The 20,155-nt window shown below is 69.5% G+C and carries 19 protein-coding genes and 1 pseudogene; 10 read left to right on the top strand and 10 right to left on the bottom strand.

Translation table 11 applies throughout. The features are described from left to right. From ACIUM1_RS03470 to ACIUM1_RS03460, 3 genes and pseudogenes are all read right to left on the bottom strand, one after another. Positions 1-2,178: an acyltransferase family protein gene (locus ACIUM1_RS03470; RefSeq protein WP_406815896.1), complete on the bottom strand. Its 2,178-nt coding sequence runs from the start codon at positions 2,176-2,178 to the stop codon at positions 1-3. A 298-nt stretch (positions 2,179-2,476) separates the two neighbouring features. After that, positions 2,477-3,124, bottom strand: a pseudogene (gene ripD, locus ACIUM1_RS03465) (NlpC/P60 family peptidoglycan-binding protein RipD); the annotation flags it as partial. Positions 3,125-3,453: 329 nt separating this feature from the next. Then, positions 3,454-3,930: a hypothetical protein gene (locus tag ACIUM1_RS03460; protein ID WP_406815895.1), complete on the bottom strand. Its 477-nt coding sequence runs from the start codon at positions 3,928-3,930 to the stop codon at positions 3,454-3,456. Between the two features lie 62 nt (positions 3,931-3,992). Between ACIUM1_RS03460 and ACIUM1_RS03455 the strand changes: the two genes are divergently transcribed. From ACIUM1_RS03455 to ACIUM1_RS03440, 4 genes are all read left to right on the top strand, one after another. Then, positions 3,993-5,303 (top strand): adenosylmethionine--8-amino-7-oxononanoate transaminase, encoded by a 1,311-nt coding sequence (locus ACIUM1_RS03455; protein WP_406815894.1) that lies wholly within the window; start codon positions 3,993-3,995, stop codon positions 5,301-5,303. Positions 5,304-5,446: 143 nt separating this feature from the next. Further along, positions 5,447-6,589: an 8-amino-7-oxononanoate synthase gene (locus ACIUM1_RS03450; protein ID WP_406815893.1), complete on the top strand. Its 1,143-nt coding sequence runs from the start codon at positions 5,447-5,449 to the stop codon at positions 6,587-6,589. A 9-nt stretch (positions 6,590-6,598) separates the two neighbouring features. Beyond that, positions 6,599-7,279 (top strand): dethiobiotin synthase, encoded by a 681-nt coding sequence (gene bioD / locus ACIUM1_RS03445; RefSeq protein WP_406815892.1) that lies wholly within the window; start codon positions 6,599-6,601, stop codon positions 7,277-7,279. Continuing rightward, positions 7,279-7,788: a 2'-5' RNA ligase family protein gene (locus ACIUM1_RS03440; protein ID WP_406815891.1), complete on the top strand. Its 510-nt coding sequence runs from the start codon at positions 7,279-7,281 to the stop codon at positions 7,786-7,788. The genes bioD and ACIUM1_RS03440 overlap by 1 nt, the downstream gene beginning before the upstream one ends. A 76-nt stretch (positions 7,789-7,864) precedes the next feature. Here the strand turns inward: ACIUM1_RS03440 and ACIUM1_RS03435 are convergent, their stop codons facing one another. From ACIUM1_RS03435 to ACIUM1_RS03420, 4 genes are all read right to left on the bottom strand, one after another. Continuing rightward, on the bottom strand, positions 7,865-9,229 hold the full coding sequence (locus ACIUM1_RS03435) for a hypothetical protein (protein WP_406815890.1): 1,365 nt from the start codon (positions 9,227-9,229) through the stop codon (positions 7,865-7,867). Next, positions 9,226-9,591 carry a hypothetical protein gene (locus tag ACIUM1_RS03430; RefSeq protein ID WP_406815889.1) on the bottom strand — a complete coding sequence of 122 codons (366 nt, stop codon included), beginning with the start codon at positions 9,589-9,591 and terminating at the stop codon, positions 9,226-9,228. Before ACIUM1_RS03430 ends, ACIUM1_RS03435 begins: the two co-directional genes overlap by 4 nt. 4 nt (positions 9,592-9,595) lie before the next feature. Next, positions 9,596-11,428 carry a hypothetical protein gene (locus ACIUM1_RS03425; RefSeq protein WP_406815888.1) on the bottom strand — a complete coding sequence of 611 codons (1,833 nt, stop codon included), beginning with the start codon at positions 11,426-11,428 and terminating at the stop codon, positions 9,596-9,598. Between the two features lie 112 nt (positions 11,429-11,540). Then, complete coding sequence (locus ACIUM1_RS03420; protein ID WP_406815887.1) at positions 11,541-11,729, bottom strand: hypothetical protein; 189 nt, start codon at positions 11,727-11,729, stop codon at positions 11,541-11,543. Between the two features lie 148 nt (positions 11,730-11,877). Here ACIUM1_RS03420 and bioB point away from each other — a divergent pair, with 148 nt between their 5' ends. From bioB to ACIUM1_RS03405, 3 genes are read left to right on the top strand one after another with little or no spacing between them, the layout of a single operon-like run. Continuing rightward, entirely contained in the window at positions 11,878-12,915 is a 1,038-nt protein-coding gene (bioB, locus tag ACIUM1_RS03415; protein WP_406815886.1) for a biotin synthase BioB, read from the top strand. Continuing rightward, positions 12,902-13,168 (top strand): hypothetical protein, encoded by a 267-nt coding sequence (locus tag ACIUM1_RS03410; protein WP_406815885.1) that lies wholly within the window; start codon positions 12,902-12,904, stop codon positions 13,166-13,168. The genes bioB and ACIUM1_RS03410 overlap by 14 nt, the downstream gene beginning before the upstream one ends. Positions 13,169-13,227: 59 nt before the next feature. Further along, a complete protein-coding gene (locus ACIUM1_RS03405; RefSeq protein WP_406817511.1) occupies positions 13,228-13,830 on the top strand; it encodes a DUF2567 domain-containing protein in 603 nt (200 codons plus the stop codon). Here the strand turns inward: ACIUM1_RS03405 and ACIUM1_RS03400 are convergent. Together ACIUM1_RS03400 and ACIUM1_RS03395 are read right to left on the bottom strand one after the other, a co-directional pair. Beyond that, entirely contained in the window at positions 13,825-15,165 is a 1,341-nt protein-coding gene (locus ACIUM1_RS03400) for a lipase family protein (protein WP_406815884.1), read from the bottom strand. The genes ACIUM1_RS03405 and ACIUM1_RS03400 overlap by 6 nt on opposite strands. Positions 15,166-15,324: 159 nt before the next feature. Then, positions 15,325-16,050, bottom strand: coding sequence for an NUDIX domain-containing protein (locus ACIUM1_RS03395; protein ID WP_406815883.1), 726 nt, complete (start codon positions 16,048-16,050; stop codon positions 15,325-15,327). 46 nt (positions 16,051-16,096) lie between these two features. On the opposite strand from ACIUM1_RS03395, the gene nadA reads away from it, so the two are divergent. Genes nadA through nadC form a run of 3 tightly spaced genes read left to right on the top strand, consistent with a single transcriptional unit; the run spans position 16,097 to position 19,580 of the window. Beyond that, entirely contained in the window at positions 16,097-17,146 is a 1,050-nt protein-coding gene (nadA, locus tag ACIUM1_RS03390; RefSeq protein ID WP_406815882.1) for a quinolinate synthase NadA, read from the top strand. Next, entirely contained in the window at positions 17,143-18,723 is a 1,581-nt protein-coding gene (locus tag ACIUM1_RS03385; protein WP_406815881.1) for an L-aspartate oxidase, read from the top strand. The genes nadA and ACIUM1_RS03385 overlap by 4 nt, the downstream gene beginning before the upstream one ends. Continuing rightward, a complete protein-coding gene (nadC, locus tag ACIUM1_RS03380) occupies positions 18,720-19,580 on the top strand; it encodes a carboxylating nicotinate-nucleotide diphosphorylase (protein WP_406815880.1) in 861 nt (286 codons plus the stop codon). Before ACIUM1_RS03385 ends, nadC begins: the two co-directional genes overlap by 4 nt. Positions 19,581-19,710: 130 nt before the next feature. On the opposite strand, the gene ACIUM1_RS03375 is transcribed toward nadC, so the two are convergent. Further along, on the bottom strand, positions 19,711-20,124 hold the full coding sequence (locus ACIUM1_RS03375) for a nitroreductase family deazaflavin-dependent oxidoreductase (RefSeq protein WP_406815879.1): 414 nt from the start codon (positions 20,122-20,124) through the stop codon (positions 19,711-19,713). Between the last annotated feature and the right edge of the window lie 31 nt (positions 20,125-20,155).

Genomic DNA, 20,155 nt, shown 5'->3' with positions numbered 1-20,155 from the left:
TCACCACCAGCCGGTGGCCTCGGCGATCTGGCGGCCCAACTCGGGAACCATCGTCCGCACGTAGGTGGGGGTCAGGTGGTGCGCACCGTGGTAGATCAGGATGTTTCCCTCGACCGGACGGCACACGTCCGTGCGGCAGATCGCGTCCGACATGTCGAGCACCTTGAGTAGCGGGAACTGTCCGGTGAAGTCGAGCGTCTGGTTGCGGTCGGAGAGCAAATCGGCACGCTTGATCGCGCATGATTGGGCGGTGCCGCCCCGTTTGGCGAGGCAGTCCGCCGGGTCGAACGGTTGGCCGTTCTTCACCAACCACGGCGTGTCTCGCATTCCCAGAATGGGAATGTTGTTGTCCGACAACGTCTGCCAGATCCCGATGTAGGTAGCGGGCATCACGTCGCCGGTTTTGATGTTCCACGGCCGGGTGGTGGTGGTGAACACAAAGTCCGGCCGGTCGGTGACCAATTTGGTCATCGTTCCTTGCACCCATTCCCGGCACTGTGGGTAGGGGGCGTTGTTGCCCATGATCAGCGGGACCTGCTCGGTCGACAGCGGGCAGCCCATCTTCAGATACGTCACGACCTTGAACCGGTGCATCTTGCCCAGGATGTCCAGCGCCGGCAGCCAGTGCTCGGCATGTGACCCGCCCGCCAGCGCGACCGTCCGGTCGGCGGCCACGTCGCCGTAGGTGCAGGTGACCACCGCGGGGTTGACGAAGTCGCTGATGCACCCGTCCCGGGTCGAGGCGGGCAGGTCCTGTTTGACCTCCAAGACGGTGGGCCGCATCGGTAGTGCGGGCACGCGCACGCGTTCGGTCAGCGCGCGAGCGCCGGGGTAGTCCTGCGGGTTGAGGACGCTGAGCTCCCTGCCCGCCGACCGCAAGACGGTGACGTGCTGGCGCCAGGTGAAGGACGTCGCGGTCAGCGTCACGCCCAGCAGCACGATGGCGGATCCGAGCGCCATCGTCGGCCGGGCCAGGCGCGTGTGCCACGGGCTGCTCGGCGCCGCCACTGGCGCCGCGGCCGTTGCTTTGGAGGACGCCCGGTAGCGCAACGGGTCCTCGACGAGCCGATTGGTCAGATAGGCGAGCGCGCCGGCCACCAGCAGCAGCGCCGCGCCTTCGGTGAAGTTGGCGTGCTTGTGACCGCTGTAGGACAACCAGAAGATCAGCAACGGCCAGTGCCACAGGTACAGCGCATACGCCATCGCGCCCAACTCGACCAGCGGGCGTGTCGCCAGCAGCCGATTGGGCAGCGGCAACCGGTCGGCGGCGCCGCCTTGCAGGTTGGCCCCGACGAGGATGAGCAGCATGGCGGCGCCGACCGGCACCAGCGCCCATGGACCGGGGAATTGCTGCACGCCGTCGATCAGCGCCCCGCAGCACAGCACCGTACCCAGCGCGACGGTGGCCACCGCCGTCCGCAACCACATCGGCCAGCGGATCCGGGTCACCAGGGCGCCGACCAGGGCGCCCAGCAACAACTCCCAACCCCGCGCGAAGGTGTTGTAGTAGGCGGCCGGCTGGTCCTGTTGATGCGCGATGATCGCGTAAACGAAGGAGGCCACCGTCAGCGCGGTCAGCACCACCAGGAACAAGGTGCGCAGCCGGGCGCCCAGGGGGCGCCGGAACAGGTAGGCCAAGCCGGCGATCAACACCAGGAAGCTGACGTAGAACTGGCCCTGCACCGACATCGACCAGATGTGCTGCAAGGGGCTGACGGCTTCGCCGGCCCGCAGGTAGTCGGAGGCGGTGTTGGCCAGCTCCCAGTTCTGGTAGTAGCCCAGGCTGGCAAGGCTTTGGTCGGCGAACGTCTCCCAGCGGGTCTCCGGCTGCACCAGGATGGTCAGCACCGCGCAGCCGGCCAGCACCACGACGAGGGCGGGAACCAGGCGCCGGATGAGCCGGACCACCTCGGCCACCGGCGACAGCGTTGCGGCCGGGTTCAGCGCGGCGCGAATGATCTTGCCGCCGAAGAAGAATCCGGACAGCGCCAGGAACACGTCCACGCCGCCGGAGACGCGGCCGAACCAGATATGGAAGACGGCGACCAACGCAATCGCAATGCCGCGCAGGCCGTCGAGGTCGTAGCGATAGAAGCCCTGAGGACCCGCCTTGCGCGCCTCCGCGGCCCCCGGAACAGCGGTGGCGTCTGGCGTGGGAGACGGTGGCGGGGTCTGCATGATCGACAGTTAATTTACCGAAAACCCGCCCCCACTCCCGACACCTCGCGGCGGGGAGGCTGCTCAGCCTGGCCGGGAGAGCAGCCGCGCCGGGTGGCGGGGGAGCAGGGGCGGGCGTCGGGCGGCCGGGAACCGGCCGGGGCAATTACCTGCCGATGCCGGCGCCGGCCGGTTGCAGCGGCGACTGCTGGGCCGGCAACTGCTGCACGGGCGCCTGCTGGAACGGCGACTGCTGCAGCGGGGCCTGCTGGGTCGGGACCTGCTGCGTCGGGATCTGCTGCAACGGCGCCTGCTGGGTGGGCAGCTGCTGCGGCGTCTGCTGGTACGGCGACTGTTGCAGCGGAGCCTGCTGGGTCGGGGCCTGTTGCGTCGGAGCCTGCTGCAGCGGGGCCTGTTGGGTGGGCAGCTGCTGCGGGGCCTGTTGCAGCGGCGCCTGCTGGGCCGGCGCGGACGCGCCGAGAACGCGGACCATGTAGGGCGTCATGCCGTTGGTGCGCACCGGCGAGACCTGCACGACGTCTCCGACCTCGAGCATCTGGTTGTTGCCCAGGTACATCGCGACGCTCTGGGTGCCTTCGGGGCCGTAGAAGATCAGGTCACCCTTGCGGGCCTGCTGCGGCAGGATCTTCTGGCCGACCCGGTAGATCGCGCCCGACGACCGCGGCAGCTTGATGCCGGCGCCTGCATAGGCGTACTGCATCAGACCGGAGGCGTCGAAACCGACGGTGTTGATGCCGGTACCGGTGCCACGGGTGGGGCCGTTGATCCCCCCGCCGGCCCAGGAGAACGGCACACCGCGCTGCGACAGACCGCGGGCGATCACCACGTCGGTGGCCTGCTGGTAGTCCATCGATCTGGCGCCCGGGTCGGCGGTCGCGATGGTGGGAACCACCATCGGCGCCCCGAGCAGGGCCAAACCGATCGCAAAGGCGTAGATGCGTTTCATTTTTGCTGGCCTCTCAGGCGCTCAATGGCCTCGGCGCGGTGACCTCGCGCGTCCGCCCCCGGTTCATGGACCAGGCGAGGGCCCCCACGCTGGGGCCCAACGCCGTCCATGGCACTTGCGAAGTGAACCAGCGGTCAGGCCGCTGTATTCACATCAGTCACACAAGCCACTTTGACAACAGATGGTGTTAGCCGCCAGCTCCACGCAAGATTTTTTGTCGTACCGTGACCGGACGGTGACTGGCTCGCCCAATCCCCTATGCGCAGTTGTGATTTCGGTCTCAGTCGGCAACGAAACGGCACGCCCGCAGCGCCGCCGCGGCGCGGCGATCAGACCCAGTAGCGTTCGCTGAACATGGTCAGCAGCGTTCCGGCGACGGAGCTCACCATGACCAGCGCCAGCGCCAGCACCGGCCAGAAGGACATGTACCAGCCCTTGAGCAGGGAAACCACCGGTCCGACGACGGCCGCGGTCAGGGCCGCGCCGATGCCGCCCCACACCACCGGGTGGATGTACAGATCCAGCCCGTAGGGCACCGGCCCGCAGGTTTCGTCTTCGCAGACATTCGCCAGGAAGCCGAACAGCCGCGTCGGCCAGGTCGTCGCCGTGGCCAGCACCGCCAGCAGGATCAGCAGCACGACGGTGCAGACGACGTCCCAGGGCGCCAGCCGCACCCGGATCACCCGGGGCGCTTCCTCGTCGTAGTCCACCAGCGGGTGATGCGTGTCCCTGGACCAGCCGGGCCCCGGTACCGGCCCGGCCTCGGGTCCCGGCGGTGCACTGTCGGGGTGCTGCGGGGTGGCCATGATGATCCATGCTTCCCGACGTCGGAGTTTTGCGCGAATCGGCTGCTTTACCCTCGATCACTATGCCCGCGGCCAAGGCCGGGCTGACGCCCGAGCAGATCAGCGCGATCGACGCCGCGCACCTGTGGCACCCCTACAGCACCATCGGCGCCGAATCCGTCGCCCCCGTGGTGGCGGTCGGCGCCCGCGGCGCCTGGCTGTCCCTGATCCGCGACGGCAAGCCCGTCGAGGCGCTCGACGCCATGAGCTCCTGGTGGACCGCGATCCACGGGCACGGCCACCCGGCGCTGGATGCCGCGCTAAAGGCGCAGCTCGACGCCATGAACCACGTGATGTTCGGCGGGCTGACCCACGAACCCGCGGCGCGGCTGGCCCAGCTGCTGGTAGACATCACGCCGGCGGGACTGGAGACGGTGTTCTTCAGCGACTCCGGATCGGTGTCGGTGGAGGTGGCGGTCAAGATGGCGCTGCAGTACTGGCGCAGCCGCGACCGCCCCGGCAAGCACCGGCTGATGACCTGGCGCGGCGGCTACCACGGCGACACCTTCACGCCGATGAGCATCTGCGACCCCGACGGCGGCATGCACTCGCTGTGGACCGACATCCTGGCCCGACAGCTGTTCGCCCCGCAGGTGCCCCGCGAGTACGACCCCGGCTACAGCGCGGCGTTCGCCGACCAGCTGGCCCGGCACGCCGCCGAGCTGGCCGCCGTCGTCGTGGAGCCCGTCGTGCAGGGTGCCGGCGGCATGCGCTTCCACGACCCGCAATACCTACGCGACCTGCGCGACATCTGCAGCCGGCACGACGTGCTGCTGATCTTCGACGAGATCGCCACCGGCTTCGGGCGCACCGGCGAGCTCTTCGCCGCCGACCACGCCGGCGTGAGCCCGGACATCATGTGCGTCGGCAAGGCGCTGACCGGTGGATATCTGACCCTGGCCGCCACCTTGTGCAGCACCGACATCGCCCACACCATCAGCGCGGGACAGGCCGGAGCGCTGATGCACGGCCCCACGTTCATGGCCAACGCGCTGGCCTGCGCAGTGTCGGTGGCCAGCGTCGAGGTGCTGCTCGGGCAGGACTGGCGGTCGCGGGTCGCCGCGATCGGCGCCGGCCTGGCGGCCGGGCTCGAGCCGGCCCGGGCGCTGCCAGGGGTGAGCGACGTGCGAGTGTGCGGCGCCATCGGCGTCATCGAATGCGCGCGCCCGGTCGACCTGGCCGTCGCCACTCCGGCGGCCCTGACCCATGGCGTCTGGCTGCGCCCGTTTCGCAACCTGATCTACGCGATGCCGCCCTACATCTGCACGCCCGACGAGATCGCCCAGATCACTTCGGCGATGGTGCAGGTCGCCAACGTCGTGGGCAGTCAGTGACGGCCCCAGCGCCCTGGCTAAGCCGGGTGATGGCGACCCGCAGCGCCCGGCTTCGCCGCGCTCGCGGTCGCCACGGGGCTAACGGTGGCGACCCGCAGCGCCCGGCTTCGCCGCGCTCGCGGTCGCCACTAGGCTGAACGCCGATGAAGGCACCGATCGAGGTTTCCCCGCTGGCCTGGCTGGAGGCGGTGGAACAGCAGCGCCGCGAGGCAGGGCTGCGCCGCGCACTGCGGCCGCGTCCCGCCGTGGCCACCGAGCTGGACCTGGCCTCCAACGACTACCTCGGCCTGTCGCAACATCCGGACGTGATCGACGGGGGAGTCGCCGCGCTGCGGATGTGGGGTGCCGGCGCGACCGGGTCCCGCCTGGTCACCGGTGACACCGAGTTGCACCAGCAGTTCGAATCGGAGCTGGCCGACTACGTCGGCGCCGCAGCGGGGCTGCTGTTCTCCTCCGGATACGCGGCCAACCTGGGCGCCGTCGTGGGCCTGTCGGGCCGGGGTGCGCTGCTGGTCTCCGACGAGTACTCGCACGCGTCGCTGGTGGACGCCTGCCGGCTGTCGCGGGCACGGGTGGCGGTGACCCCGCACCGCGACGTCGGGGCCGTCGAGGCGGCGCTGCAGACACGCGACGAGGAGCGCGCGGTCGTCATCACCGAGTCGGTGTTCTCCACCGACGGCGCGCTGGCGCCGCTGCGGGAATTGCACGAAGCGTGTCGGCGGCACCGCGCCGTGCTCGTCGTCGACGAGGCGCACGGTCTGGGGGTGCGCGGCGGCGGGCGCGGGCTGCTGCACGAGGCCGGGCTGGCCGGGGCTCCCGACGTGGTCATGACCACCACGCTGTCCAAGGCGCTGGGCAGCCAGGGCGGCGCGGTCCTGGGGCCGGCGTCGGTGCGAGCGCATCTGATCGACGCGGCGCGCACGTTCATCTTCGACACCGGCCTGGCCCCGGCGGCGGTGGGCGCCGCGCGGGCGGCGCTGGCCGTGCTGCGGTCCGAACCCTGGCGGGCGGACGCGGTGCTGCGCCACGCCGCCTTCCTGGCCGAGGTCTGCGGCGTGCCCGGGGTGCCGCAGTCGGCGGTGGTGTCGGTGATCCTGGGCGACCCGGACGTGGCGGTGGCCGCAGCGACCGCCTGCCTGGATGCCGGCGTTCGGGTGGGATGTTTCCGGCCCCCGACCGTGCCCGCCGGGACGTCGCGGCTGCGGCTGACCGCGCGCGCGTCGCTGGACGACGCCGAGCTGGAGGTCGCGCGCCGGGTGCTGACCGATGTGCTCGCCAAGGGTTGAGACGCCCCGGTGACGGTTCTGGTTATCACCGGCACCGACACCGGGGTCGGCAAGACGGTCGTCACCGCGGCGCTGGCCTGTCATGCCCGTCAGGCCGGCCTCGATGTCGCCGTGTGCAAGCCGGTCCAGACCGGCATCGACGCCGGCGACGACGACCTCGCCGAGGTGACCCGGCTGTCCGGAGTGACCGAGCTGGCCGGGTTCGGCCGGTATCCACAACCACTGGCGCCGGTGGCCGCCGCCGAAGCGGCCGGCATGCCGTTGCCCAGCCGAGAGCAGCTGCTCGAGCTCATTCGGGAGCTGGACCGGCCAGGGCGGCTGACGTTGGTCGAGGGCGCCGGGGGACTGCTGGTCGAGCTCGGCGAAAATGGTGTCACCGCACGCGATCTCGCCGTCGCGCTGGCCGCCTCGGTGCTGGTTGTGGTCAGGCCGTCGCTGGGTACCCTCAATCACACCGCGCTGACTCTGGAATCGCTTGCCGCCCATAACATTTCGTGTGCGGGCCTGGTCATCGGCAGTTGGCCGCAGCGGCCCGGGTTGGTGGAGACGACGAACTTGTTCGCGCTGGCCCGGCTGGCCGCGGTGCGCGCCGCCCTGCCGCAAGGCGCTGCCACGCTGGACGCCGCCGGGTTCGCGACGCTGTGCGCTGAGGCGTTCGACCGCGACTGGGTCACCTCGCTGGTCAGCTGATGGTCCACTCCATCGAGCTGATCTTCGACCGCGATACCGAGGCGGCCATCCGGCACATCTGGGAAGCGTTGGCCGGGGCCGGAATTCCCAGTCAGGCGCCCGCCAGCCGGCCACACGTGACGCTGGCCGTGGCCGAAGGCATCTCCCCCGACGTCGACGAGCTGCTGAGCCCGCTGAGCGAGCGGCTGCCGCCGTGTCTGATCGGTGCGCCGGTGTTATTCGGCCGCACCAGCGCGGTATTCGCGCGGCTGATGGTGCCGAGCAGTGAGCTGCTGGACCTGCACGCCCGGGTGCACCAGGTGTGCGGCCCACATCTGCACCCCGGTCCGATGCCCAACAGCATGCCCGGGCAGTGGACCGCGCACGTCACGATGGCCCGCCGGGTAGGCGGCGTCCACCTCGGCCGCGCCCTACGCATCGCGGGCCGGCCCGCCCAGATCGAGGGCAGCTTCGCGGGTTTGCGCCGCTGGGACGGCGACAAGAAGGTCGAGCATCTGATCGGTACCTAACTGATGGTGGCGACCCGCCCCCCGGCAAGCGGGAGGTGCCCCCAGCGCCCGGCTCCGGCCGCGGTTGCGATCGCCACTACCCACCGAAGAGCAGATACAAACCGGTGAAGGTGTAGCCGACCATCACCAGCATCATCGTCAGCTGTCCGGTGAGCTGATGGCCGGCGGGCAGCAGCCGAAGGGCTTCGTCGTGGGCCGCGATCACCGCCACGATGTGCCCGGTGACCACACAGGTCACCTTGACCGCGGCCAGCACCGGCGGGTGCATGGACAACACGTAGGCCACGTGCAGATGCGCCAAGCCGAAAAGGTTCCACCCGTGGCCGAACGGGTCGGCCAGCGCGAACACCGCCTGCTGTCCGCGTTCCACCAGGTACGACAGGTAATGCGCGAAGATGTAGCCCACCACGATCGGGATCAGCGAATGCGCCATTTCGCCGGGCAATTCGCGGCGCTGCTCGGCATCGACGCCGCCGGTCGCGCGTGCCGCGAAGGAAAACGTCAGTGCGACAACGCAAATGAAGACGATCAGCCCGAGGGTGCGCAGTACCGACGACGCCAATGTCGGGGGCGCGCCGAACTCGCGGGTGAGCTGATCGGAGAAGCCGCGCCACGTCGGCGACGACGAGAAACTGTCGAAGGCGGTGGAACCGAGCAGCACCGCCAGCAGCACCACGACGCCCGGCCGCACCGGCAACGACGGCAGATGATCGAGCGGATTTCCCACCACGATCTTTCCGGTCTCCGGATTGCGGCGAAACGCCGAGAGCCGGGAGACGGCCATGCTGTACACGCCGAACGGGTCGGCGCGCGCCAGCCAGCGCTGCCCGCACAGCCACGCGCCGACAAGCATCAGCGCCGCGTAGCCGGCGATCCACGCCCGGACCAATGCCAACGACGCCGAGTTGGGGCTGGCCAACTCCATCCAGACGAACGCGAACAGGCCGAGCGCGGCCGGCCGATAACCCCAGCCTTCGGGATAGCTCAGCCGCGGCCGGCCGAACCGCTCCGGGGTGATGCGCCGCAACAGCAGATACACCGTGCGGATGGGCGAAATCACCCGCCACACCGGCCCGACGACCAGCGACAGCGCCACCAGCCCGACCCACAGCAGCACGTAGAACACGCCGAGCAGCGCGTTGCTCTCCGATTCGGGACCCCACACCCCGGCGGCCACCGCCCACGCCGCGAACACCAGGGCCAGCGCGGCGACGAACCACCGGGTCACCGGCGAGTCGACGAACGTCGTCACCGCGGTCGGCAACGGCCGGCCCGGCTTGAGCGGGTCGAACCTCGGCCGTCGCCAGGCGAACGCCACCAAGGCGAAGGTGAAGGTCAGCGCCCATGCCGCCCCGACCATCGCGTAGGCGTAGGGCACCGGAAGGTCACCCGACCCACCCAGACCGTGCGCGAGCACCACCGCCGCGGCGGCGGGGCTCACGACTGCACTTGGATGGTTGCGATGGTGCGGTCCAGATGGTGCAGCTCCACCGCGACGTTGCCGGGTACGTCGACGGCGAATCCGAACGTCTGGTTGGGTGCGGCCGCGACCTGGAACTTGTGATCGGGCGTCGAATGCACGTGCAGTTCGTCGGTGGCGTCGCTGGTGACGTGCAGGGTGATCTGCTGATGCACCTTGGCCTGCAGCGTGGCGTTGGTCGGTGTCACCTGCCCGTGGGCGATGGTCACGTCGATCGTCAGCGGTGCGGCCGGAGACTTGCTGGTGGAGCCGCCGCCGCAGGCCACCAGGCCGCAGGCCAACGCCGCCACCCATGCCACGTTGAGGGTGCCTCGAATTGTCATGGGCTCACGCCGCCCGCGGCAGCGGCTGCTTGTCCTCCACCGGTTCGGGCTCGGCGAGGGAGTTGTTGAGCCGGCCGGCCCCCCAGGTCAAGCCGGCGATCACCATAAGCGTGAAGAACAGCACCACGATGCCGCCCGCGGTGAACAACCAGGCCGGCGCGCTTTGGTCGCGTTCACGCTGCAGGATGGTGACTTCCAGGACGAACGGCCGCGTGCTCGATGCCAGCGCGGGGACCTCGGGAGCCGGAATGGCGGCGTCCGCCGGCTCCCAGATCGGCACGGCCGTCATCGTGCGGCCGTCCTGGACCCGGAGCAGGGTCTTCCATTCCCCCCAGACCGGAACCGGCTGGGTGGAGCGGTAGTGCCCCGGCCCGACTTTGGCGAGCCGGTCGACGACCAGGCCGCGCTGGTTGTTCATCCGCCCCTGCCAGGACAGGATCGTCAGCCAGTCCGGATTGTCGCTGACCATGTCGGCGGGTAGCAGTTGGACGTCGGCCGACACCATGCGCTGCCCCGGGGCACTGGGCAGATCCGTCAACGTGATGCTGGCGTTGTCCTGGCCCGGCACGACGATGTGCAAGCCGTTGGCCACCGCGCCGCCGATCACCAGCACGGTGGCCACCACCACGGAGATGCCGACGGCGCGCCCCGGCAGGCGCTGTCCGGTGAGCACCATGCCGAACATGGCCCCGCACATACCCATCAGCACCGCTACCGGCACGGCCATGGCCAGGGCCTCGCCCCACATGGTGATCGGCCAGGGGTAGTGGTACACCGTCGCGATCCACAGCGACTCCAGCCACAGCCCGACCGTGCCCACTCCCAGCCCGGCGACGGCGCCAAACACTATGGGGCGCTTGAGGAGTGGAGTCAGGGCGATCAACTCGACCGCCAGTGCGGGGCCGAGATACAGCGGGAACCAGTTGATCGGGGCCCCGAATACCGGTCCGACCAGCAGGGCGACACCACCACGCAGGGCGATGGCGAAGATGGCGGCGATCAGCGCCGCGCCTCGCCCCATGGTGATACGGGCCGCGACCGCTGCCAGGGCTGCTGCCCCGGCGATCAGCATGGGTTGGAACACCAGGCGGAATTGCGGGACGCCGAAATCGAATTCGATCTGGTAGACCGACAAACCGATGAACAACCCACCGAAGGAGAGGTAGCGCAGGAACGTGATGAAGGCCCCGTGGTAGACGTCTTCGCCTTCTGCGGCCTCACCCTCGCGCTCCAGCATCAACACCGCGAACAGCGAAAAACAGGCGCCGCCGATCATCATCAAATGCGTTGGGCCCCATAGGGTTACGTCTTGGCCGAAGATGCGGTGCCAGATGTCGTCGAGCGGGAAACCGATCATGGCGTACAGGCCGCAACCCGCCATCAGCACGCCGCCGACCGGTGCGTACCAGTTTTGCGTGATGCGCACCGCCGCCGGGCCGGGCTTGTCGAACGGCAGCACGACCGCGGTCATGCCCCCCAGGAAGATGCCGAACAGTCCGATGATGATGAAATAGTGCGCCGGGTTGGCCAACGGCCCGGGGTCGCGGCCGTTGCCGATATGCCAGCTGACGTCCCAGATGAAACCGAACAGCGCGCAGATGATGGACGTGGTGAATACCAGAACCGGCAGGGCCACCCAGCCGGGCCGGTGAAATTTGTTGCCCACCCGGTCCGCGACGCCGGTCAACCAGTGAATGCGATGGGTGCGATGGGCGTGGCCCACCCACAGCAACAGCAGGGTGATCACCACCGCGGCGATGGATAGGCCGATCACCTGATTCAGCCCCGCGCCGCGTGCCGGTGCCTCAGCAACAATCGTCAGTTCATTCGACCGCATCGTCGTGCCTCCCAACCGCGCCGGGCTGCCCCGGAGGATCCGATTCCGTCAACCGCTTGTTACTGCGAAGTAGGGTCGTGATTGTTTGTTTAATGCCCCGATGCCGGGCTCGTCAATCACGCTTTTTGTCCGGCGTGTCGGATTGGGAGGCGTCGGTTACCGAACGGGTGGCGTTGCGGGCCTCCCGGCGGTCGCGCAGCGCGATGTACAGGATCACCCCCACCACGATCACCGCAGGCAGAAACGCCGGCGCCGCCAATAGCAGGTAGTGGTGCGCCAGGATTTCGACGTGGGAAGTCACCGTGGTCGTATACCCATAGGTAGGTCTTGCACTTCGGCCGTTACCCTACTTTGAACACCTTTTCATTCGGGCTGCCATCACCACGTGGCAGATGTGTCCCCACGCAGCGGACACGTGAAACACGAGAAACAAGCAAGGGGAGTACCTGGTGACTCAAGCGGCGACTCGACCGACGGCCGAAACGGGCAACGACGAGGACATCCTGGCGGGAGCCCGGCAGCAGGTGCTGGAGGGCGGCCAGGGACTGAGCCAAGACCAGGTGCTGCGGGTGCTGCAGCTGCCCGACGACCGGCTCGATGAACTGCTGGCGCTGGCACACGAGGTGCGGATGCGCTGGTGCGGCCCCGAGGTCGAGGTGGAGGGCATCATCAGCCTGAAGACCGGCGGCTGCCCCGAGGACTGTCACTTCTGCTCGCAGTCGGGGCTGTTCGCCTCGCCGGTGCGCAGCGCCCGGCTCGACATTCCCAGCCTGGTCGAGGCGGCCAAGCAGACCGCCAAGTCCGGCGCCACCGAATTCTGCATCGTGGCCGCGGTGCGCGGCCCCGACGAGCGGCTGCTGGCCCAGGTCGCGGCGGGCATCGAAGCGATCCGCAACGAGGTCGAGATCAACATCGCGTGCTCGCTGGGGATGTTGACGGCCGAGCAGGTCGAGCAGCTCTCCGAAATGGGTGTGCACCGCTACAACCACAACCTCGAGACCGCCCGGTCGTTCTTCACCAACGTCGTCACCACCCACAGCTGGGAAGAACGCTGGGAGACGTTGTCGATGGTCCGTGACGCCGGCATGGAGGTCTGCTGCGGCGGCATCCTCGGCATGGGCGAGACCCTGGAACAGCGCGCGGAGTTCGCCGCCGAACTGGCCGAACTCGGGCCCGACGAGGTGCCGCTGAACTTCCTTAACCCGCGGCCCGGGACGCCGTTCGGCGACCTGGAGGTGATGCCGGCGAGCGAGGCGCTGAAGTCGGTGGCCGCTTTCCGCCTGGCGCTGCCGCGCACCATGCTGCGTTTCGCCGGCGGCCGGGAGATCACCCTGGGCGACCTGGGCGCCAAGAAGGGCATCCTGGGCGGCATCAACGCCGTGATCGTCGGCAACTACCTGACCACCCTGGGTCGTCCCGCCGAATCCGACCTGGAATTGCTGGACGATCTGCAGATGCCCCTCAAGGGGCTCAATGCCAGTTTGTAGCTCGCCGCGGCTAGGTTGGGAACTTGTGGTTGGCGATCTGGGCGCTGCGGTCGGTGCCGGCGTCTACAACGTCTACACCGGGGAATTAGGGGGCACCTCAGTGCCGACCGCGGCTCAGTTGGGTCTCGAGCCTCCCCGGTTCTGCGCGGCATGCGGTCGCCGGATGGTGGTGCAGGTCCGCCCCGACGGCTGGCGGGCGCGCTGCTCGAGGCACGGTGAAGCCGATTCCGCCGACCTGGAGACGCGACGGTGAGTGAGCAACCCGGGACGGCTGCCGCGGACGTCTCCGCGGCCGGTTTCCGCCGGGCGCGGCTGCGCGCGCTGCTGATCGTGGCCGCGGCGTCGGCGGCGACCGGGCCAGCCATCGGCGGGCTGTGGGCGTGGATCGCCCCGCCGATTCGCGCGGTGGTGGCGCTGACCCGCTCGGGCGAGCGGGTCCACGACTATCTGGGCAACGAGTCCGAGCACTTCTTCGTCGCGCCGGCCCTGATGCTGGGGCTGTTGACCGTGCTGGCGGTGGTGGCCTCGGTGGGGGTGTGGCAGTGGCGCGAGCACCGCGGGCCGGCGATGGTCATCGCCCTGTCGAGCGGCATGGTGGCCGCTGCGGCGCTCGCCGCGGCGGTCGGGGCCGGTCTGGTGCGGCTGCGCTACGGCGCCCTGAACTTCGATGCCGTACCGCTGACGAAGAGTCCGTCGGTCGCCTACGTCACGCAGGCGCCGCCGGTGTTCTTCTCGGACGGTCCGCTGCAGATCGCGGTGACCCTGCTGTGGCCGGCCGGTATCGCGGCCCTGGTCTACGCGGTGCGTGCGGCCGCGGACGCCCGCGACGACCTGGGTGCGCTGCCGTCGGGGCCCCGCGCTACCGACGCGCTGCCGGTGGGAGGGGCAGGCGGCGCGGAAGCGCCCGTGTCATAGCGGACGGCGGCGAATCTTGCGGCCGGTGACCACCTTTGCGGCGATCTTCACCAGCCGGGCCATGCCGACGTAGGTCATCGGGTTGAACATCGTCGGCCACGTGGTCCGCACCAGGTGATCGGTCAGTGGGCGGCCGTCGAAGCGATCCGTCAGCCAGCGCAGCGTCATCGGCGCCGACAGCGGATGCAGCATAATGTGCTCGTTGAAGGCGTCGCGGTGGTAGGTGACCCGGGCGCCGCCGGCCGAATACGCGTCGGCGAGCGCGTCGATGTCATGGACGTCGATCAGGTAGTCGTGCACGGCCTGCACGATCAACACCGGGGGTGTCGGGACGGCCGCACCGAGCTTGATGTGGTCGAAGACGTGCGTGATTTCCGGGGTCGACAGGATTTGCTCGAGCGGTTCGTCGAGGTAGTCGCCCATGTCCTTGCCGGCCATCCGCACCACGGCTTCCACCGTCGTCATCTTCTCCAGCGAGTCGAGCAGGGCGCGTCCCTCCTCGTTGGTGTGCTCCCGGATCACCCGATCCAGATCGGGATAGATGTGCGCGAGGGCGGCCACCACCAGCGCCGGCAACCCCGACAGGAAGCTGCCGTTGAGCCGGCGGAAGGTGTTGCCCAGGTCTCCGACGGGGGAGCCCAGCACGGCCCCGACGATGTCGAGTTCGGGCGCGTACTCCGCGCACATTTCAGCGGCCCACGCGCTGGCCAGGCCGCCGCCGGAGTACCCCCACAACCCGATGGGCGCCTCCGCAGACAGTCCGAGGCGCTCCGAGCTCAGCGCGGCCCGGATGCCGTCCAGCACCCGGTAGCCGGGTTCGTACGGCGCGCCCCACAGGCCGCGCAGCCCTTCGTGGTCGGGTACCGAAACGGCCCACCCTTCGGCGACGGCGGCGGCGATCAGGAAAAGCTCGAACTGGCCGATCGACCCCAGCGCCTTCGCCCTGCGCCGCAGCGCGTAGGACGGGAAGCACCGTGACGAGACGGCGTCGATGGCGCACTGGTACGACAGCAGCGGGCAGGGACGCCCCGGGGCGAGGTCGGCGGGGACGATCACCGTGGTGGCGGTGGCTTCCGGCTCGCCGTTCATGTCCATGGTCCGGTACAGCAGCTGGACGGCCTTGATGGGCTGCGGGATCAGGCCCAGGAACGCCAGCTCGACGTCACGCGAGCGCAGCACCGTGCCGGGCTCGGCGTGCTGGAAGCCCAGTGGCGGCTGGTAGAACGGGTCGTCCGAGGGCAGCAGCGGACGCACCTTGTGCTGCAGTTCCTCGTGCGGCGGGCGGGCGATCCATTCGGCGCCGTGCGTGCCTGCCAGGTTGCCGAGCTCAGCCATTGAGGCTCCCTTCGTGGCCACCCGGCATTGTCGCGTACGAACAGCAGGTAACCAAAACGTAATCGCCGCAGTGTGAGCGACTTCTTGCACTCCGGCCAGCTCAGAGCGCTGCCGGAGTCGAATACCCCCGCATCGGCCGGATGAAGCTTTTCCGTCAGCCTAGCCTGGCAGCCCCGGCGGCCTGAGCGCGGCGAACTCGTCGGTGACCCGCAGCGCCGCGTCGGTGAACCGGTACAGCGCCGCCGGACGCCCGCCGCTGCGCCCGGATTGCGCGATGGTGCCGGTCGCCGTGATCACGCCGCGCCGCGCCAGCACCCGCTGCAGGTTGGTCGCGTCGACCTGATAGCCCAGCGCCGCCCCGTAGATGTCGCGCAGCGTCGACAACGCGAATTCCCTTGGCGCCAACGCGAAGCCGAGGTTGGTGTAGGACAGCTTGGCGTTCAGCCGGGTGCGGGCGTTCTCCACCATCTGGCCGTGGTCGAAGGCCATCGGCGGCAGCGAGTTCACCGGATGCCAGCGGGTGTCCGGCGGGAGCTCGGGACTGGCGGGGGAGGGCACCAGGCCGAGGAAGGTTGAGGCGATCACGCGGGTACCAGGCACCCGGTGTGGATCGGAGAACACCGCGAGCTGTTCCAGATGGGCCAGCTCCTTGAGGTCGACCTTCTCGGCGAGTTGGCGGCGAACCGAGGTGGTCATGTCCTCGTCGTTGCGCAGCTGGCCGCCCGGCAGCGACCACTTGCCCTGTTGCGGATCCTTGGCGCGCTGCCATAACAGCACGTTCAGCTGCGGTTTCTCCGGGTGGCGTCCCGTCGTCACCTGTCCGGTCACCTTGCGAACCTGGAACACGACCGCGAGCACTTCGTGGGCGGTGCTACCATGGGCCATGTTTTCGATTATAAGTCGAAAACCTCCTGGGCTGAAAGGAGCCGCCATGACGGTTATCAATCGCATGGACACGCTCGCCGAAAGCATGATCGCCGAGATCACCGATTCACCCACCGGATACGGCGGTGTCGCCGGTGATCAGCAATGGGCCGCCGAGGTTCGCCGCCTGGCCAAGCTGCGCGGCGCCACGGTGCTGGCGCACAACTATCAGCTGCCCGAGATCCAGGAAGTCGCCGATCACGTGGGCGACTCACTGGCGCTGTCGCGGATCGCCGCCGAGGCGCCCGAGGACACCATCGTGTTCTGCGGCGTGCACTTCATGGCCGAGACCGCCAAGATCCTCAGCCCGGACAAGACCGTGCTCATCCCGGACCAGCGCGCGGGCTGCTCGCTGGCCGATTCCATCACCGCCGACGAGTTGCGCGCCTGGAAGGACGAGCACCCCGGCGCGGTCGTCGTCTCCTACGTCAACACGACGGCGGCGGTCAAGGCGCTCACCGACATCTGCTGCACCTCGTCCAACGCGGTCGAGGTCGTCGAATCCATCGACCCCGACCGCGAGGTGTTGTTCTGCCCGGACCAATTCCTGGGCGCCCATGTCCGCCGGATGACCGGTCGCGAGAATCTGCACGTGTGGGCGGGCGAATGCCACGTGCACGCCGGGATCAACGGCGACGAACTCAACGACCAGGCCCGCGCCAATCCTGACGCCGAGCTGTTTGTGCACCCCGAATGTGGTTGCGCCACTTCGGCCCTGTATCTCGCCGGGGAAGGCGCCTTCCCGCCGGACCGGGTGAAGATCCTGTCCACCGGCGGCATGCTGGAGGCCGCCAACCAGACCAACGCCCGCAAGGTGCTGGTCGCCACCGAGGTCGGCATGCTGTACCAATTACGCCGGGCCGCACCGCAAGTCGACTTCCGCGCGGTCAATGACCGGGCCTCCTGCAAGTTCATGAAAATGATCACCCCGGCGGCGCTGCTGCGCTGCCTGGTCGAGGGGGCCGACGAAGTCGATGTCGATCCCGACGTCGCCGCCGCCGGCCGGCGCAGCGTGCAGCGGATGATCGAAATCGGGCAGCCGGGCGGTGGCGAGTGACCGCCGGACCCCAATGGAGGCACAGCGCCGACGTCGTGGTCATCGGCACCGGCGTCGCGGGGTTGGCCGCCGCGCTGGCGGCCCACCGCGCCGGCCGCAGCGTCGTCGTGCTGAGCAAGGCCGAGCAGGCTCGCGGGGCCACCGCGACGCACTACGCGCAGGGCGGCATCGCGGTGGTGCTGCCCGACAACGACGACTCGGTCGAGGCGCATGTCGCCGACACCGTGGTCGCCGGCGCGGGTCTGTGCGACCCCCAGGCCGTCTACTCGATTGTCGCCGACGGGTACGCGGCGGTGGCCGAATTGGTCGGCGACGGAGCACGATTCGACGAATCAGCGCCGGGCAAGTGGGCGCTGACGCGCGAGGGTGGACACTCCCGCCGGCGCATCGTGCATGCCGGCGGCGACGCCACCGGCGCGGAGGTGCAGCGTGCCCTCGATCACGCCGCTCGCAGGCTGGACATTCGCACCGGACATGTGGCGCTGCGGGTTCTGCACGACGGCGCCGCGGTGACCGGTGTGCTGGTGGGCACCACGGACGGGTGCGGAATCATCAGCGCGCCCGCGGTGGTCCTGGCCTCCGGCGGCCTCGGGCAGCTGTACGGGGCGACCACCAACCCTGAGGGCTCCACCGGCGACGGCATCGCGTTGGGCTTGTGGGCCGGCGTCGCGGTCAGTGATCTCGAGTTCATCCAGTTCCACCCGACCATGCTCTTCGCCCCCGGGGCCGCCACCGGGCGGCGCCCGCTGGTGACCGAGGCGATCCGCGGTGAAGGCGCGAAACTGATTGACCGGCAAGGTGATTCGGTGACTTCCGGTGTTCATCCGATGGGCGATCTGGCCCCCCGCGACGTCGTCGCCGGGGCCATCGACGCGCGCCTGAAGGCCACCGGCGATGCCTGCGTCTTCCTCGATGCGCGCCACATCGGCGACTTCGCCAACCGGTTCCCGACGGTGACGGCCGCCTGCCGGGCCGCCGGGATCGATCCCGTCCGGCAACCGATTCCCGTTGTGCCCGGGGCACATTACAGCTGCGGCGGCATCGTCACTGATGTGTACGGCCAAACCGAACTGCCCGGGTTATTCGCCGCGGGCGAAGTGGCGCGCACCGGACTGCACGGTGCCAACCGGCTGGCGTCCAACAGCCTGCTGGAAGGTTTGGTGGTCGGCGGGCGGGCCGGCAAGCTGGCGGCCGCGCATGCGGCGGCGACCGGGCGGGTGCGCGCGGTCGCGCCCGAGCCGGTCGTCCACACCGCCCCCGGCCGCACCGAACTGCAGCGCGCGATGAGCCGGGACGCGTCGGTGGTGCGCGACGCCGCCGGGCTCATCGGGCTGTCCACCAAGCTGTCGCAGGCGCCGATCCGCCCGGTCTCCGGCCGCCGCGACTTCGAGGACGTCGCGCTGGCCGTGGCCGCCCGCGCGGTGACGGCCGCCGCCCTGGCCCGCACCGAGAGTCGTGGCTGCCACCATCGCGAGGAATATCCGCAGACCGCATCGGAACTGGGGCGCAGCAACGTGCTGCGCCTGGCCGACGACCAGAGCGCGGTGCTGGTGGAGGCGTTGGCGGCGGTCGTATGACCACGATGTCCGACTGCGAGCTGACCGCCGCGCGCGAGACCATCAAGCGCGGCCTGGTCGAGGACCTGCGCTACGGACCCGACATCACCACCCTGGCGACCGTGCCCGCCGAGGCGGTGGCGACGGCGTCCATGGTGCCGCGCCAGCCCGGCGTGATCGCCGGCGTCGACATCGCCCTGCTGGTGCTCGACGAGGTGCTCGGTGCCCGGGGCTACGAGGTGCTCGACCGCGTCGAGGACGGCGCCCACCTGCAGCCGGGCCAGCCGGTGCTGACGCTGCGCGCCGAGACCCGCGGCCTGTTGACCGCCGAGCGGACCATGCTGAACCTGATCTGCCACCTGTCCGGGATCGCCACCGCGACGGCGCACTGGGTGGACGCCGTGCACGGCACCAAAGCGCGGGTGCGCGATACCCGCAAGACGCTGCCCGGCCTGCGCGTCTTGCAGAAATACGCGGTCCGGGTCGGCGGCGGGGTGAACCACCGCCTGGGGCTCGGCGATGCGGCGCTGATCAAGGACAACCACGTGGTGGCCGCGGGATCGGTGGTCGACGCGCTGCGGGCCGTGCGCGAGGCGGCCCCGGACCTGCCGTGCGAGGTGGAAGTGGATTCACTCGAGCAACTGGATGAGGTGTTGCCCGAGAAGCCCGAGCTGGTGCTGCTGGACAACTTCCCGGTGTGGCAGACGCAGATGGCCGTGCAGCGCCGCGACGCGCGCGCACCCGCCGTGCTGCTCGAGTCCTCGGGCGGGCTCAGCCTGGAGAATGCGGCCGCTTACGCCGCGACCGGGGTGGACTACCTGGCCGTCGGCGCGCTGACCCATTCGGTCGGTGTGCTCGACATCGGACTCGATATGTAGCCGGCCCCGCCTGCGCCTTGGTGTTGAGTGTGAAGCCACGGCCTTCGGTGTGCATCGTGGGCTGGAAACCGCCCGGCGTGTCGCCGCCGTGGAGGCACACCTGGCGCCACGGGTGCACACTCAACGCGCCTCAGGCGATGTCGGCGACGAAAACCCCGATCCGGCGCAGCTGCAGGCGAGCCATCGCCGGCAGACCGTCGCCGTCGGACCCCGCCGGCAGAATCCGCGGGTTGATCAGATGCGCCGTCCGGTTACGGCTGAACTCCACGTCCGCCTCGCCGGCGGCCAGCACGTTCTTCACCCAGTTCGTCTTACCGTGGCCCAGCGCGATCGCCAGGGTGTTGCCCTTGCGGTAGGTGGTCACGATGGTCTCGTAGGGCTTACCGGAGGTGCGGCCACGATGCTTGATGGTCGCGGTCCCGGGCAGGTATCGCACGATCGGTTTGAGCGCCGGGTTGAAGTACTTGATCTGAAAACGCTCAAACCAGGGCGGGAAGACCATCGGGACGCCCGGGGCGTTGTTGGGGTGATCCTTGGTGGACATGGCGACTCCCTGGGTCGACAACACGGGGTAG

It is taken from the genome of Mycobacterium sp. M23085 (assembly GCF_045343915.1).
In the GTDB taxonomy this organism is placed as follows: Bacteria; Actinomycetota; Actinomycetes; order Mycobacteriales; family Mycobacteriaceae; genus Mycobacterium.
Note: the sequence above shows the minus strand (reverse complement) of the source record. Positions and strands in the feature narration are given on the sequence as shown.

Excerpts from the sequence above, each read along its gene's own strand:
- ACIUM1_RS03450 (WP_406815893.1), top strand. The coding sequence starts at position 5,447 with ATGAAGGCACCGATCGAGGTTTCCCCGCTGGCCTGGCTGGAGGCGGTG.
- nadC (WP_406815880.1), top strand. The coding sequence starts at position 18,720 with ATGACCACGATGTCCGACTGCGAGCTGACCGCCGCGCGCGAGACCATC.
- ACIUM1_RS03395 (WP_406815883.1), bottom strand. The coding sequence starts at position 16,050 with ATGGCCCATGGTAGCACCGCCCACGAAGTGCTCGCGGTCGTGTTCCAG.
- ACIUM1_RS03425 (WP_406815888.1), bottom strand. The coding sequence starts at position 11,428 with ATGCGGTCGAATGAACTGACGATTGTTGCTGAGGCACCGGCACGCGGC.
- ACIUM1_RS03440 (WP_406815891.1), top strand. The coding sequence starts at position 7,279 with ATGGTCCACTCCATCGAGCTGATCTTCGACCGCGATACCGAGGCGGCC.
- ACIUM1_RS03375 (WP_406815879.1), bottom strand. The coding sequence starts at position 20,124 with ATGTCCACCAAGGATCACCCCAACAACGCCCCGGGCGTCCCGATGGTC.
- ACIUM1_RS03410 (WP_406815885.1), top strand. The coding sequence starts at position 12,902 with ATGCCAGTTTGTAGCTCGCCGCGGCTAGGTTGGGAACTTGTGGTTGGC.
- ACIUM1_RS03455 (WP_406815894.1), top strand. The coding sequence starts at position 3,993 with ATGCCCGCGGCCAAGGCCGGGCTGACGCCCGAGCAGATCAGCGCGATC.
- ACIUM1_RS03460 (WP_406815895.1), bottom strand. The coding sequence starts at position 3,930 with ATGGCCACCCCGCAGCACCCCGACAGTGCACCGCCGGGACCCGAGGCC.
- ACIUM1_RS03400 (WP_406815884.1), bottom strand. The coding sequence starts at position 15,165 with ATGGCTGAGCTCGGCAACCTGGCAGGCACGCACGGCGCCGAATGGATC.
- nadA (WP_406815882.1), top strand. The coding sequence starts at position 16,097 with ATGACGGTTATCAATCGCATGGACACGCTCGCCGAAAGCATGATCGCC.
- ACIUM1_RS03430 (WP_406815889.1), bottom strand. The coding sequence starts at position 9,591 with ATGACAATTCGAGGCACCCTCAACGTGGCATGGGTGGCGGCGTTGGCC.
- ACIUM1_RS03470 (WP_406815896.1), bottom strand. The coding sequence starts at position 2,178 with ATGCAGACCCCGCCACCGTCTCCCACGCCAGACGCCACCGCTGTTCCG.